The sequence below is a fragment of the Labilibacter marinus genome (assembly GCF_001659685.2).
Lineage (GTDB): Bacteria > Bacteroidota > Bacteroidia > Bacteroidales > Marinilabiliaceae > Saccharicrinis > Saccharicrinis marinus.
This window is the reverse complement of sequence record NZ_LXYE02000038.1, coordinates 154750-170029: the sequence shown is the minus strand read 5'-3', so window position 1 is coordinate 170029 and position 15280 is coordinate 154750. Positions and strand designations below refer to the sequence as shown.

Here is a 15280-nt window from a genome sequence, read left to right as displayed (position 1 = left end):
CCTTGCGTTTTTTGTATAACCACCAATTGTTTTACAGGTTTGCTATATATTTTTCCAGACTTTCAGATCGATCAAGACCCATCTTTTTTCTCATCCTAGAGCGTGTAATGTGCACACTGTGAGGTGCAATATTTAGTATGCGGGCCATTTCTTTAGTGCCAAAATTTAGTTTTATCAAAGCACAATGTTTCCTCTCCGTTGGGCTTAGGTCTGGGTGTTTTGTATTTAATTTATTATAGAATACGGTATTTACTTCTGTAAAGCGCAGGTTAAACTGATCCCATAAGTCTTTTGCGCCCTTTTTATATTTTATTTGTAAAGGCTTATAACTCGAAGGAGCTTCCTTTTTTAATATATCAAGTAATTCATCAATAGCTGTGTCCTTATCTATCATCTGTAGTGCGTAGGAAGTCAACTCTTTGCTCTTTAGTTCAACTTCTCCTTTTATCTTTTTCTCGCTTAGTTTAGCCTCTAACTCAGAAGTGTTTTTTTCCAGTAAGGTTTTCTTTAGCTTTAATCGGATACGTACAACAGCAAAGGCGGCAATGCCTAACAGTATTATTAATATAGATATTATTTTTAATCGAGATTGAATTTGCTTTTGGTAATCTAACTCCTGTTGCTGACTTATTATATAGTTATCTTTTTCTTTAATAGACTTTAAATAAGAGTTTTTAACTTCAAATAAATCACTGTTTGCATTCAACTGAAATTCAATTAGGCTGTCCTTTATTTCCTTATGATGATTTAAATATATAAGCGCCTTGTGATATTTTTTTTGTTCTTTATAAATGTTGGATAATAACAAATATGCTTCTGGCAGCAAAGCTAGGTCACCTTTGTTTTTCTTAATGTAATCAATCGATTTATTAAAATAATAAACGGCACTATCTCTATTATTGGTTTTTAAATGGTACTCACCCAGATATAGGTATAAGTTAGGTTTATAATTTACCTTTTTTTCATAAACCCCTTGGTAAGCTCTGGTCAAGAATTTATAAGCACTTTCCAACTTGTCTGTTTTCATATGTACGTAACCAATTTCAGCATCAAAAAAAGGTAAAGAAATTTCTTTTTCTTCAAATTGGTTTTCAATCATTAAGCAGGTGTCAAGATAATTTAAGGCCATTTGGTAATTACCCATGCTACGCTGGCGTATGCCTAAATTCATGTAAGTAGCAATTAAATTGGAGGCGAAATTTGGGTCGTCTTCAGGAATTTTCTTCGCTATGTTCAAGCCTTGCTGAAGATGAATTAACGCTGCATCGTTCAAATTAAAACTCACATAGAGCTTTGATAGCATGGTATGAATTTTAATGACTGATTGATTATTGTTGGAAGAATTTGCTAAATAAAGGCCTTCCCATAAATCATTAAATGATGTACTGTACTTACCGATATTTTGATTTTGCTTAGCTTCAATAATCAGCTCAGCTATTCTTTCTAAGGTATCTTTTTTGGAAGGTAGTATTGCGGTTCTATTATTTTTTTTTGAGTTTGTCTCAACTGAATCTGTAATGCTCTTTTTTAATTCATCTGTATAACTGTCTTTAGCTCTGTATATAGAATTAGATGCAATAATTGAAGTGCTAATAAAAAATATAGATATGATTATAAAGGATGGTTTGGGTTTTAAGTTCTTGATAAATAGGTTCATAATCTTTTATTTAGTTAGAGGTGATAAAAGTACTTAAAAAAAATATTGTAGAAATTAATTATATGGATTTATAGTAGAGTGTATAGTATTTGTATATGGTAATTTATAATAAACCGAATTGATTTAGAGTATTTTTGAAATAGATTTTAAACGAAAACTATACAATATGTATATAGCTAGATTCAAACGTGCTTTTATATTGTCATTTCTTATAATGTTAGTATACTTTATTAAGCTAAATGCTCAATCAAATCAACCCAATATACTTTGGATAATAACAGATGATCATAGAGCTGATGCCTTAGAGTGTTATAACCAAGCCACAACAGGTAAGAGTGAAAGTAATTTAGGGTATGTATCATCACCTAATATAGATAGGTTAGCAGCAGAAGGTGTGTTATTTACACATGCTTACTGTAATTCGCCTATGTGCACCCCATCTCGTAGTTCTATGCAATCAGGCAGGTATCCTTTTCGCAGTGGGCATTATAAGTTTAAATCTCATCAAAAGGCAGATCATGTTAAACCAACGGTTTCTCAATCCTTACGGGAATATGGATACGGAACTGCAGTTTTTGGTAAAACGGGATGGGGAATTAAAGGAGATAAAGGGGATCTTTCCTTTTACGACTATACCATAAGTTTTGGCAGAGATATAAACCACGCAGGATTAGGAGATATTTTTACGAGTGGTGGAAAGTATGAATTCCCAGATGGAATATTTGAAGTTATTTATTCTGATGAAACAGTTATTTATCCCAATGGAGAAAAAGTAAGTTACCGAAAACAACAACGTGATGGAGAAATTCCCTTGAAAGATCAACAGCTAAAAGCTAAAGTAGAAGAGGACTTTGATATTTTAAGAGCATACACCAGACCTAATCAAGGCTTAATATTAGGAGGAGTTAATCCGCACCCAATGGGAAAAACTTTAGATAGTCATGTGGTAACTGAATTTAAAAACTATCTAAAAAATCAGGATAAGGCATTTAAAACATTAGCAGGAAAAAATGCCGAAGGTGCTAAGTCTGGTCAACCTTTGATGGTGAATATTGGCTTTACATGGCCACATACGCCTGTTCTTCCTCCAAAGGAATTCAGAGATCAGTTTAAAAAGAAGAAATATAATATTCCGGAGTTTAGTACAGATGAACTGTCTAACTTTCCACCGCAACTGGTAACTCTTTATAATGAATGTAAAGCCGATCAGCTAACGGATAAAGAAAAACTGCAAGCGATTCAAGATTACTATGCGTTTTGTGCATATGGAGATGCGTTGATTGGAGAGTCTGTTAAGGCGTTTAAGGAATATTGTTCTACAAACAATCAAGAATACCTAATCATATTTACGGTAGGCGATCATGGTTGGCATCTTGGAGAACAAGGTATTATGGCAAAGTTTGGGCCATGGAAGCAATCCGTTCAGGATGCTGCTATTGTAGTTTCATCTGATAAAGCCAAGATTCCTACAGGAAAAGTTGTAGATGATATCATTGAATTTGTCGATTTTACACCAACAATGTTAGCAGCAGCTGGAATTAATATACAACAAGATAAGTATGCGTATTTGGATGGATACGACTTGCAGGAAGTTATCTCAAATCCAACAAAGAATAATCGAGAATATGCCGTAGGCGAGGTTAATGTAGTTTGCGGACATAGGGCGTATATTAGAGGAAAGGATTTTGCATTCAGCATGAGAACCCGCGATAGGTGGGATGTGGCAACTTCAGAAAATGTAAATAAGGATATCATGTGGGCGCTCACTTGCGAAAGACCAAAGGCCGATATGGCGTTATATGATTTGCGTAACGATCCTTTGGAGATGAATAATTTGGCTAATGATAAAGACTATATAAAACTTGCCGATTGGTTTAGAAATAAACTAGGAAATATAGTTTTAGGAGATAGGCGTGTTGAGTGTGATTGGACAAAGCCCAATAGCTACGCCATTAGTAATTTTGCTGGAGGAGCTGATAATAAAAAGTTAGATATTCCTAAAGAAATTATTCCTCAGTTGTAATTTAAAAGGATCTAGGACTATTGTTTTTGCGAAAACGTTTCCGTAAAAATAATAGTCTTTTTTTAGCTTTAGTTACAAATATGAATAAGATATTTAAATATGAAGTATATTTTCGTTAACTAATAACCATTAAAACAAACACATGAATAAGAAATTGATTAGTGTGGTATGGATTTGCTTGATGTTGGTGTCAATTCAAGTATTTGCACAAGAAGAATTTAACTTTGCCGATCTGCTTCCCGATAAGTTTGATAAAGCCAATATTATTGAAGAAGAGGACTATAATGTTTGGGGTACTAATATTCTTAAAGGAAAAGATGGTAAGTACCATGCCATATATTCGCGTTGGCTTAAGAGTCGTGGCCATCATGGATGGGTAACACATTCTGAGATTGCTCACGCTGTATCCGATCATTTAACAGGTCCTTATACGTTTAAAAATGTGGTACTACCAGCCCGAGGTAAGCAATACTGGGATGGAGATTGTACCCATAACCCACATGTAATGGAGTATGATGGAAAGTATTATTTATATCATATGGGAAACCGAGGAAGTGGTTATTGGGATGAAACACCTGATGATAGAATGCCTTTATATAAAGATAAAGAGTGGTGGGTAAACCGTAACAATCAACGCGTAGGCGTAGCGGTGGCTGATGATTTAAATGGAGAATGGAAGCGTTTTGATGAACCTTTAATTGATGTTACAGGAAATAGAATGATGACTTCAACGCCTACTATATCAAGGCGAAATGATGGAAAGTTTCTGTTGGCCTATAAATATGTTGAGCCACACCCTAAGTTTAAAAATGGAAAGGTGGTTCATGTTACAGCAACATCCAGATCGCCTATGGGGCCTTTTGAAGACACCGGCATTCCTTTTATAACGCACCCAACAGCTTCTTTTGCTATTGATGATCATGTAGAATGGGTTTTTAATGGTAATTATTATTGCATTGCAAAAGATTCGCGCGGGGCTTGGAGCGATTACCCGGATGGATCAACCATGTTGTTTGAAGGCGATGATATGGGACTGAACTGGAAGCCTGCCAAAAACTTTTTAGTATTAAAAGCTGGAGAAATTAAGTGGACAGATGGTACCATAACAAAAACAGCACGAACGGCTGATATGCCTAAGTTTTACATGGAAAAAGGAGTGCCAAAAGCTTTAATTATTGCCATCCTGCCAAAGGGTAGTGAAATTTCATATTCGCTGGTGATTCCTTTAAAAACGCCTAAGCCAGGAACAAAAGCTTTTCCTTATCAAGTAACGGAATATTCTGTTGATTATAAACTAAGCGCTGCTTTGGATAGGAGTTTTAATCAGTATCCATCGCATGTAAATGCCGAAAATGAGTTGTATAGTCAGTTTAAGTATACTAAACTCACAGGTTTCGATTATAATGATGGAGATGCAACTATTACTCGTCGCGATCCTTCAAAAATCCTTTTCGAAAATGGAAAATACTATGTGTGGTACACTAAGCGCCACACCTCAATTCCGCCAGTAGGTAGATTTTCTAAAGATTACAAAGTAATGGAGGTGGTTGGTGACCAGGTGGTTTGGAATGATACGATACCCACTACCGATTGGGACTTAGCCGAAGTGTGGTATGCTACGAGTAAGGATGGGTTTCATTGGGAAGAGCAAGGTGTAGCTGTAACGCGTCCTCAAGCTCCAATACCTGGTTGGAGGGCAGTTGCAACACCAGATATCTTAAAATTTAAAGAAAAATTCTATATCTATTATCAAGCCTTTACGGAGCCTAGTGGCGTACGAGGAGATTATTGCCCAGTGGGTGTAGCCTATGCCGATTCGCCCGATGGACCATGGACGCACGTGAATGATGTGGTGATTCCAACCGGAGCCAAAGGGGAGTGGGACCAATTTGCCATTCAGGCACCAACACCATTGGTACATGATGGTAAAATATATGTTTATTATAAGGCGGCTTTTAATAGGCCAGGAACGGTTTGGAGCGGAATTGGTTTGGCGATTGCCGATAATCCCTTGGGACCTTTTAAAAAGCATCCTTTAAATCCAGTTCAAAATTCAGGTCACGAAATATGCTTTTTTCCTTGGAAAGAAGGTGTCGCTTCGTTGACAATAAGAGATGGTTCAGAACACTTTACCATTCAATATGCCAAAGACTGGGTTAATTTTGATGTGATGTCCATTACAGAGATGATGCCTGTTGGTCCCAATGCCTATATTCCTGATGCTTTTGCAGATAATGGAGATGGCCGAGGAATAACGTGGGGTATAGGTCACTTTATTAATTTTAAATCCGAAGGCGCGGATAGATGGCATTCTGAATTATATCGCTTTGATTGTGATTTGAGTAGAGATGTTCATGACCCAGAGATGAAACATCATAATTACCTGCGTAAGCCTGAAGAATATTTTAAATATGGCCTTAGTGAAAAACAAAAAGCTAGAATTAAAAAACAAAATACAGAGATGAGTAAGTAGCATATTTAGTGTATAGTTACAAAAACTGAAAAGGCAAGTTGTATATATACTTCTTGCCTTTTTGTCTTTGAGTATCTTGCAAATGACTTTTTTAGTATAATTCTGGTTTTATCATTTAATCTTACACTATACAAATTCAAATAGATTAAGATATTTCATGTCAAGCTGTTTATTACCCGTTTAAACCATTTATTATTGGACGTCCGTTATCTTGGATTTTGTTTATTTAGTTTCCTAATAAGAGATTAGCCTTCATTAAATATTATAAGAAGACATTATGAATTCAATTTTTACAAGAACAATTCAACTTTTGGCTGTAGTGTTGTTATTAAGTGTTTCGGCAGAAGCTAAAAAGAAGCCCAATATCATTATCTATTTTGCAGATGATATTAGTGCAAGAGAATTGCCTATCTACGGTTCTTCAAAGTGGAGCAAGCCGCCGCAGGGTGGAGATACATCAGATGCTAAATATAGAGCCAAAACGCCTGTGTTAGATCAGTTAGCTAACGAAGGCCTTTGGATTAAAACAGCATGGGCAGCAACCGTTTGTATGCCAAGTCGTGCTATGATGATGACTGGGCGTTATGCGCATCGCCATAAGTGGTGGCATAATAAAGACAAGGGAACTTGGGTGAATGAGAAGGGCAAGAAAGAATCGGTTCCTATTTATGCTGCTTCACCGCATACCAATGCATTTGTGGCAAAAGCAGGAGGGTATGCGAGTATTTGGGCTGGTAAAACGCAAATGTCGGGCGTAGATCAGTTTGGTTTTGACGAAGGGGTTTTTACGCCAGGCGTGCACGATAAGGAAAATACTCACACAGATTTTAAAGTTGTTACGAAAAAGAAGAATGGAAAAAGAGTATTGATTAATGAAGATACTGGGGCAGAAGTAGATTACTATCAGCAGTTTGGTTGGTACTGGCAACCTCATGTTGAGTTAATGAATCATCCAGATTCTAAAACAAAATTTGAAATTTGGCCCAACTCCTTACGGGCAAAACAATCGTATGGCTTGCATACTTACGGACCAGATGTTGAGTTGGAATATGTTTTTGATTTTATGCAGCGAAAACAAAAAGAAGGCAAACCATTTTTTGTTTACCACACTTCGCATTTAGGTCATGATGGATGGGATTTCTTCAGTAGTGATATCAACAAAAATACCAGGCAAAAATGGCCCTGCACACCAAAGATTGAATGGAAAAAAGGTAAATACCATAGAACAGAACCAAAGATTACGGGAGATAAAGGTGTTTATAATACACATGGAACAGTCAGTGAGCCGGGAATTCACGCGCATATTAATTATATCGATTATCAGGTTTGGCAATATATAAATAAGCTCAAGGAACTAGGTATTGATGATAATACCATATTTATTTTTTGTGCCGATAATGGAACTAGTGGATACGGAAAATCAAGTCCTGTTTCGCAAAAAGGGGTACACGTACCCATGATAATTTACGCACCTTGTTTAAATATGACCAAGCAGGGCGAGCAGGATGTATTGATGAATATAGCCGATTTAGTTCCTACTATTGCAGAAATTGCGGGTGTTAAAATACCAGATAGCTACGAGATAAATGGAGAAAGTTTAATACCATTTTTAACAACAGATAAGCAAGAGCATAGAAAATGGATTTATGCTTATCATATGGAGAAGCAATTGATACGAAGTAAAAATGTATTGATTGATGGGAATAATAATATGTATGACGTTTCGGAGTACCCTGCAGACTTAATCAGTTTTCCAGAGGTTAAAGATTGGTCATCTTATTCAAAACAAGATGTAAAGGATTACCAAATGTTACAATCTATTCTACCTGAATTCGACCTTCATGATGATGAACATGATTTGCCAAAACGTTTAGGTCCTGTGGAGGCTTTAACCGTAAAATAAATTCAAAGTAAATATTGGGGAGGTATACTGTGTTGGTAACCAGTTGCCTTCCTTGAATTTAATTCTAACTTTTGAGGATTAAAGCGCTATGCTTTAATTTATATTCTACCCTGTTGAAATATTCTGTCATATTGCAGATTACTAATTTTTTCTATATTTGGTGTTTGAGTACGACTTAAAACACCTATGGAAAAACAAGATCAAGATCAATATTTACTGGCTGAATTCCGCCAAGGCAAAGAAGGTGCGTTTGATTTTGTTTTTCGTAAATACTTCAAGTCACTTTGCGCTCAAGCTAACTTATATGTACACGATTTAGATAAATCTCAGAGTTTAGTGCAGGAGTGTTTTGTAAAACTTTGGGAGAACCGACAAAAAGCAGAGAGTATAAATAATCTGTCTTCCTATCTGTCTTTTATGGTTCGGAATAATTGTATCGACTATTTACGATCTGTTAAAACTTTTGATCGTGTTAAAACCAATATCGCGTTAAATGAACCAGAAAATAATTCGGAGCAGCTTTTAGAGCTAGGCGAATTTGAAGAAAAACTGGTTGTGGCCTTAGCTATGTTACCTGAAAGAAGTCGACAAGCCTTTGAATATAGTCGCTTTGATGGTTTAAGTTATAAGGAAATTGCGGCTAAAATGGATATCTCTGTAAAAGCCGTAGAAGCGCTATTAGGCCGCTCTTTAAAAATTTTAAGAGCTGAGCTAAAAGACTATTTACCAATTATAGCTACCATTTTTAACATGGGTGAAATTTTATAACAGTTCATTTATTTTTTTCTCAACATCTTTTCGTGTTTCGTAATATTCACATAACCAGTAAGTATGCTCTAGTTATAGGAAGATGTATACTGTGTTATTTATGAAAAAGTAAATAAAAATGTAATTTTTTGTAAAAATGACATAGGGTATGTGTAGTCTTGGTTCGTCTTATAAGAAACAAAGGCATAAATTGTGGACAATACATACATCGAAAATATCATTACTAAGCAAATTTTGGAAGGGCTTGAAGCTAATGAACAAGAGGTTTTAGATAAGTGGCTTGCAGAATCTGATAAGAATATAAAGGATTATCAGGCTTACCGTAAAATATGGAACAAGTCTAAAAAACTAGTACTGTCGGATGAAATTGACGTAGAAGTCTCGCTTAAAAAGACTAAAAAACAAATAGGCTTTAAAACTCCGAAAAGGTGGCTGGTATATGCCCGTCAGGCAGCAGCTGTTTTATTACTTTCATTATTGATCAGTTATCTATATCAAAATCGTCCTATCGATTCTAAGATTGCGATTAACGAGAAAACCATATATCAAGAAATTACCGCTTCATACGGAACTCGTAGTAAACTATTATTATCAGATGGTACACAGGTTTGGTTAAATTCTGGAAGTACATTAAAATTCCCAACCGCTTTTAAGCAAGGAAAGAAACGTGAAGTGTTGTTAGATGGAGAGGCCTTCTTTGAGGTTCATACAGATTCTTTAAGACCTTTTATTGTTAATACCTCCAAGTTAGATGTAAAAGTATATGGTACTTCGTTTAATGTTTCGGCCTACAATAGTTATAGAAATATGACGGTTGCCTTAACAGAGGGGAAGGTTAGTTTAATAAAGGACGGAAGTTTGAAAGATGAAGAACTTGTTGTAATGGAACCAGAACAAGTGGCTGTTTTTAATAACAAAAGTGGAAAACTTGATTGTAAAAAGGATTCATATATTGAGAAGCACACAGCTTGGAAAGATGGACAAATTATATTTTATGGCGATCCAATATGGGTTGTAGTTCGTCGATTAGAAAAATGGTATAATGTAGATATTGATGTGGCGGATAAAGAGCTAAATAAATATCGTTTTACAGCTACATTTATTGATGAATCATTAGAACAAGTATTAAATCTACTAAGTCTATCTTCTTCGATGGACTATAAAATAACATCAGCAAGAAAACAAGATGACAACTCTTTTAGTAAGAGAAAAATAACCTTAAAAGTCAAGAAGTAAAATCTATGAAAAATTAAAAATCTATGTGCTTATGAAGTAAAAGAAAAATCTAAAAAAAAAGAAGGTGTTGGCGCACCTTCTTAAATTACTCTACCTGAATGATAGCTCAGGTAAAATTTTGTACTAATTAAATACTTAACAAATTTATGAAAAAGATTGTAAATAGGAGGAATTTCCTCAATGGATTTCTTCCGCCTAAATTTCTGCTTGTTATGAAATTATCTGCATTTATCACTTTTCTAGCAGTATTCGAACTTATGGCATCCTCTACCTACTCTCAAGAAGCCAGAGTATCATTAAAAATGGATGACACATCAATAAAAGAAGTTCTATTAGAGATTGAAAATACGAGTGAATTTTTCTTTTTATATAATAATGAATTGGTAGATGTTGAACGTAAGGTTGACGTTGAGATTAAACAGGAACCTATTTCGGATGCCCTAAATCATATTTTCGAAGGGCAGCAAGTTCAATTTTCTGTTATGGATAGGCAGATAATTATTTCGCCAGAGAGTATAGATGCCAGCTATGTACAAGCTATATCCAAAACAATTACAGGAAAAGTAGTTGATGATTCTGGTGAAGCTTTACCTGGTGTTACGGTTATTATAAATGGTTCTACTACAGGTACTATAACTGATGTAGATGGTAAATATTCTCTTTCGAATGTTAAAGAAAGCGATATACTTATTTTTTCTTTTATAGGGATGCGTGCTACAGAAGTGCTTGTAGGAGATCAAACTGCAATTGATATTACCTTAAAGCCTGATGCCGTTTCCCTGGATGAGATTGTAGCCATTGGATATGGTACAGCGCGTAAAAAGGATTTAACAAGTGCTGTTGGTTCGGTGACAAACGAGGATTTTCAAAATCAGCCTATCACAGAGGTGAGTCAAGTACTTCAAGGACGTTCGGCTGGGGTTTCTGTAATAAAAGCTTCGGGTGCACCTGGTGGTACAGCGCGTATTCGCGTAAGGGGATCCAATTCCATTACAGGTAATAATGATCCATTGTATGTAATTGATGGTTTAGTAGGAGGCGACTTTAATAGTCTGAATCCGAATGATATTGAGGATATGCAGATATTAAAAGATGCTTCGGCAACAGCTGTGTATGGTAGTAGAGGTGCTAACGGTGTGGTTATTATAACAACTAAAGGTGGTAGAGCTGGCGAAAACAAAATTTCGTTTAGAGCTACATATTCTTTATCTAATGTAATTGACGAGTGGGATTTATTAGGAGCCGGAGAATATGCCGATGTAGCTAATGACTATTATACGGCTTTAGGTAATACACCTCCATTTACAGACCAAGATGTGCAAGGCTTCTATAAAAATGGAGGTTCTGATTGGCAAGATTTACTTTTAAGGACGGCTAAAGGTCAGGATTATCAGCTGAGTTTTTCGGGAGGTAACGAAACAACTACCTATTATGTATCTGGTAATTTAACCGATATGGAAGGTATTGTTATTAACTCAGACTATAAAAGATATGGCTTGAGAGCTAATATCAGCACTAAATTTTCAGACAAGTTAAAGGCTAATGTTAGAACTAATTTTACCCACAGTGAAGCCTTAAATAATGCTGGAGGAAGTTGGGGATTCCGTACTTCAATGAACCAAATGTTAAGTTGGGCACCAACTACGCCAGCGTACTTAGAGGATGGTAGTATAAACCCTGTTGATAATGTGGGTAGTACCTTTGAAGGCCCTTTAGAGCTTGCAACCGACGAAAATTTAAAAACGGCTAATACTTTTACCGCCAATGGTAACCTAATATATGATATCATACCAGGATTAACATTAGATATTGGTTTAGGGGTTAGATATAGAAATAGTTCGGAGAGAATTTTTAATCAGGCATTGTTAATGGGTTTAACCTCAGATGATGCAGCCTCAGCAACACGTAAAGCGAGTGAAGATATCTATTATGCTAATACAAATGTATTAACCTATAGAAAGTCATTTGATGGAGGTCATGACCTTACAGTAACTGCTGTTAATGAGCAGACCAGAGAAATTGACGACGACTTTAATGTGGATGCTCAAGGCCTACTTTTCCCATCATTTGGTTACAACAACTTGTCGTTGCTTAGCGAAGGTGGAGGTTTAACAGGTGATGCATATTTGGGCGAAAGAAAAATACGTTCGTATGTAGGTCGTGTGAATTATGTATTTGATCATAAGTACTACTTTACTGCTTCTATGCGCCGTGATGGTTCAAGTGTATTTCAAGGCGATAATAAATGGGCTAACTTTCCTTCTTTAAGTGCTGGTTGGACTATTTCTGAAGAGGACTTCATGGATGTTGATGCAATCGATCAATTGAAGTTAAGAGCTTCCTGGGGTAAAACCGGAAATCAGGCTGTTGGAGTATATGGCACAAGAGGACAGATTAAAACCAGTCCACCAAAAGAAATATCTACTTCTTTTGAAAATGGAGAGAGCGTTCCTGGTGTAGTGATGGATGATCCTGGTAATAAAGATTTAAAATGGGAAACAACGGAACAAATAAATATAGGTGTTGATTTAGCACTTTTTAACCGTGTAACTTTTACGGCGGATTATTTTAAGAAAAACACCTACGACCTGTTACTTTATGTACCGCTACCAAAGTATTCTGGTGGAGGAGGTATGTATCAAAATGTTGGAGAAGTTGAAAACAAAGGCTTTGAGTTCTCTATAAATGCTGATGTAATTGATAATGGAGCTTTTTCTTGGACAACCAACTTTAATGCTACTTTTTTAAACAACGAAGTATTGTCTCTAGGTCAAGATGAATTTGGTGTCGGAAACGAAACTACCGAAGGTTATTCGTTCATGGTTAAAGAAGGTTATGGCGTATCATCCTTTTATGGTTTAACTTATTTAGGAACATGGAAACAGAATCAAGCAGCAGAAGCAGCAATGTATGATGCCGTTCCTGGTGATCCAAGATTTTTAGATTTACAAAAAGAAGGTGAAGATGGTTATGGCGTTATCGACTCTAAGGATAAAGGAATCATCGGAAACGGAATACCTAATGCTACATATGGTTGGAACAATACCATGAAGTATAAGAAATTTACCGTAAATGTGTTCTTCCAAGCTATGACAGGTGTTGATAGATATGCTCAAACTTATGCACTTGCAGTAACACCTGGTTACGGTGGAGTTTTTCCAACACATGTTGATATTCAAGACCGTTGGGATGCAAATACAAATCCTAATAGTGACATTCCTCACTTTAGTTCAACTGCTGCAACTGATATTCAAACATCTCGTTTTGTAATGGATGCTAGTTTCTTACGTTTAAAGAATTTAAGTGTGGGGTATGATATTGCTTTAGGTGAAGGAAAGAATCTTTCGTTAATGTTGGCAGGAACAAACCTACTTACATTTACTAAATACAAAGGTTTAGATCCAGAGGCATACTCAAATCAGGATAACGACGATTCACTTCAAGGATTGGATATGGGATCATACCCTAATTCAAGAATGTATTCGTTAAGTGCAACTATTAACTTTTAATAAGTCATGGTAAAATTTGAAGAAATGAAGAAATTAATATTATTCTTATTTATAGCAACATTCCTCTCTGCTTGTTCCGACTTTTTAGAAGAGGATACATCAACTATCATGTCGGATGATAGTGAGGCAATCAAAACGGAAACAGGAATGTTTTCTGCACTTATTGGGGCGTATAAACCTATGTCATATACATGGAATACAGGTTTGGGTAACTCCAATACACAAGGTGTTTGTTGTGGTGATGATATTTTAACAACACACAAAGCACGTAATAAAGCCGATTTTCGTGAGTTCGACCAGTTTAATGTAAATGATATTAATTACCGTTTGCAATTTATTTGGGATGGCGCATATAAGGCCATTCAAGGAGCCAACTTAATTATTGATAATTATGAAGAGGCTACAGGTGATCAAGATAATATCATGCAATATGCAGGCGAGGCTTATTTTTTACGCGCTTATAATTATTTTTGGGTAGCTCGTATGTGGGAAGAAGCTCCTATTCTTTTGCATTCTCAAACATTTGATTTTGATTATTTAACTATGGAACCTTCTGATCAGTTGGCTCTTTACAATCAAATTATTGCAGATTGCGATTTAGCTTTAGCTACTATGGTAAGCGATACTAGAGTTCAACCAGGTAGAGCAAGTAAAGGTAGTGTGATGGCTTTAAAAGCAGAGGCTTTACTACATATGGCTGGATATCCCCTTAAGCAAACAGCTAAATATGCCGAGGCTGCAGCTGTAGCTAAAGATTTAATAGATGATAGAGCTATTTATGGATTGGGCTTAGTAGATGACTGGGCCGATTTATGGCAAGCTGAGCACGATGGTAATAGTGAAGAGGTGTTTGCAATTACCTTTTTAGGAACTTCTCAAAACTGGAATGGTAATGCATTATACGGTTCTGCAAACAGACCTGCTGACGAAGGTGGTTGGAATGATATATGCGCAGAGATAACCTTTTTCAATAATTATCCAGATCAGTATCGTAAAGATCTTACTTATAAAACGTCAATAGAGAAAGACATAGATGGTGTGATGACCACTATCCCTTGGCAGGACTTTGAGAGTGCACGTCCGTTCTTTCAAAAATTTGAGGGAGAAAGAAATAATTGGTACCTAGGTCAGTCCCTGCCTTTAGAAAGATTTGCAGAAGTATACTTGATTTATGCTGAGGCAGAACTTATGTCAGGTGGTGATGTAGACGAAGCTTTGGAAGCTTTAAATATTATTGTACGCAGAGCTTATAACCAACCGCTTTATACAGCAAGTGTTTATGATTATACGGCTGCTCAATTAACCCAAGACTTAATTTTAACCGAAAAAGCACGTGAGCATGCTGGTGAGTGGGTTCGTTGGTTTGATTTAGTACGTACCGAGAAAGTAGAAGAGGCTAATTCAACTAAAGATCCCGATGATCTTCAGCCTATCGGTGGATTGGATAAAAGCGATTATTTTATGCCAATACCAGCTACCGAAACGCAGGTAAATCCAAATTTGTAATGTAAGGAGTAAGGTCATCAAGTTACTTGGTGGCTTTGCTACTTGTGATGAAAAGGGCATTTGTCACAAAGTATATTGCAATATTTGAAGAGTTTAGTAATTGTTCTGTAAAGGAATATCCGGATTGCTAAATTATATATTGATTAAAATGGCAAGGCTGTCTCTTATAGGGGCAGCCTTTTCTGCGTTTATACTATGAAGTTAT

At 36.0% G+C, this 15280-nt stretch carries 8 protein-coding genes; 7 read left to right on the top strand and 1 reads right to left on the bottom strand.

All coding sequences use genetic code 11. From position 1 onward, the window contains the following. Positions 1-31: 31 nt before the first annotated feature. Entirely contained in the window at positions 32-1657 is a 1626-nt protein-coding gene (locus A8L32_RS16260; RefSeq protein WP_066631942.1) for a tetratricopeptide repeat protein, read from the bottom strand. A 214-nt stretch (positions 1658-1871) separates the two neighbouring features. On the opposite strand from A8L32_RS16260, the gene A8L32_RS16255 reads away from it, so the two are divergent. The 7 genes from A8L32_RS16255 to A8L32_RS16225 all read left to right on the top strand — a co-directional run bounded on the left by A8L32_RS16255 (position 1872) and on the right by A8L32_RS16225 (position 15075). Further along, entirely contained in the window at positions 1872-3680 is a 1809-nt protein-coding gene (locus A8L32_RS16255) for a sulfatase-like hydrolase/transferase (protein ID WP_198931801.1), read from the top strand. A gap of 142 nt (positions 3681-3822) precedes the next feature. After that, a complete protein-coding gene (locus tag A8L32_RS23655) occupies positions 3823-6153 on the top strand; it encodes a family 43 glycosylhydrolase (protein ID WP_198931800.1) in 2331 nt (776 codons plus the stop codon). A gap of 277 nt (positions 6154-6430) precedes the next feature. Beyond that, entirely contained in the window at positions 6431-8056 is a 1626-nt protein-coding gene (locus A8L32_RS16245) for a sulfatase-like hydrolase/transferase (protein ID WP_083631379.1), read from the top strand. A gap of 186 nt (positions 8057-8242) precedes the next feature. After that, positions 8243-8824: an RNA polymerase sigma-70 factor gene (locus A8L32_RS16240; protein ID WP_066631941.1), complete on the top strand. Its 582-nt coding sequence runs from the start codon at positions 8243-8245 to the stop codon at positions 8822-8824. Between the two features lie 192 nt (positions 8825-9016). Further along, entirely contained in the window at positions 9017-10060 is a 1044-nt protein-coding gene (locus tag A8L32_RS16235) for a FecR family protein (RefSeq protein ID WP_066631940.1), read from the top strand. A gap of 212 nt (positions 10061-10272) precedes the next feature. Next, positions 10273-13569: a TonB-dependent receptor gene (locus A8L32_RS16230; RefSeq protein ID WP_158027259.1), complete on the top strand. Its 3297-nt coding sequence runs from the start codon at positions 10273-10275 to the stop codon at positions 13567-13569. Positions 13570-13593: 24 nt separating this feature from the next. Further along, positions 13594-15075, top strand: coding sequence for a RagB/SusD family nutrient uptake outer membrane protein (locus A8L32_RS16225; protein ID WP_066632021.1), 1482 nt, complete (start codon positions 13594-13596; stop codon positions 15073-15075). The last annotated feature ends 205 nt before the right edge of the window (positions 15076-15280 follow it).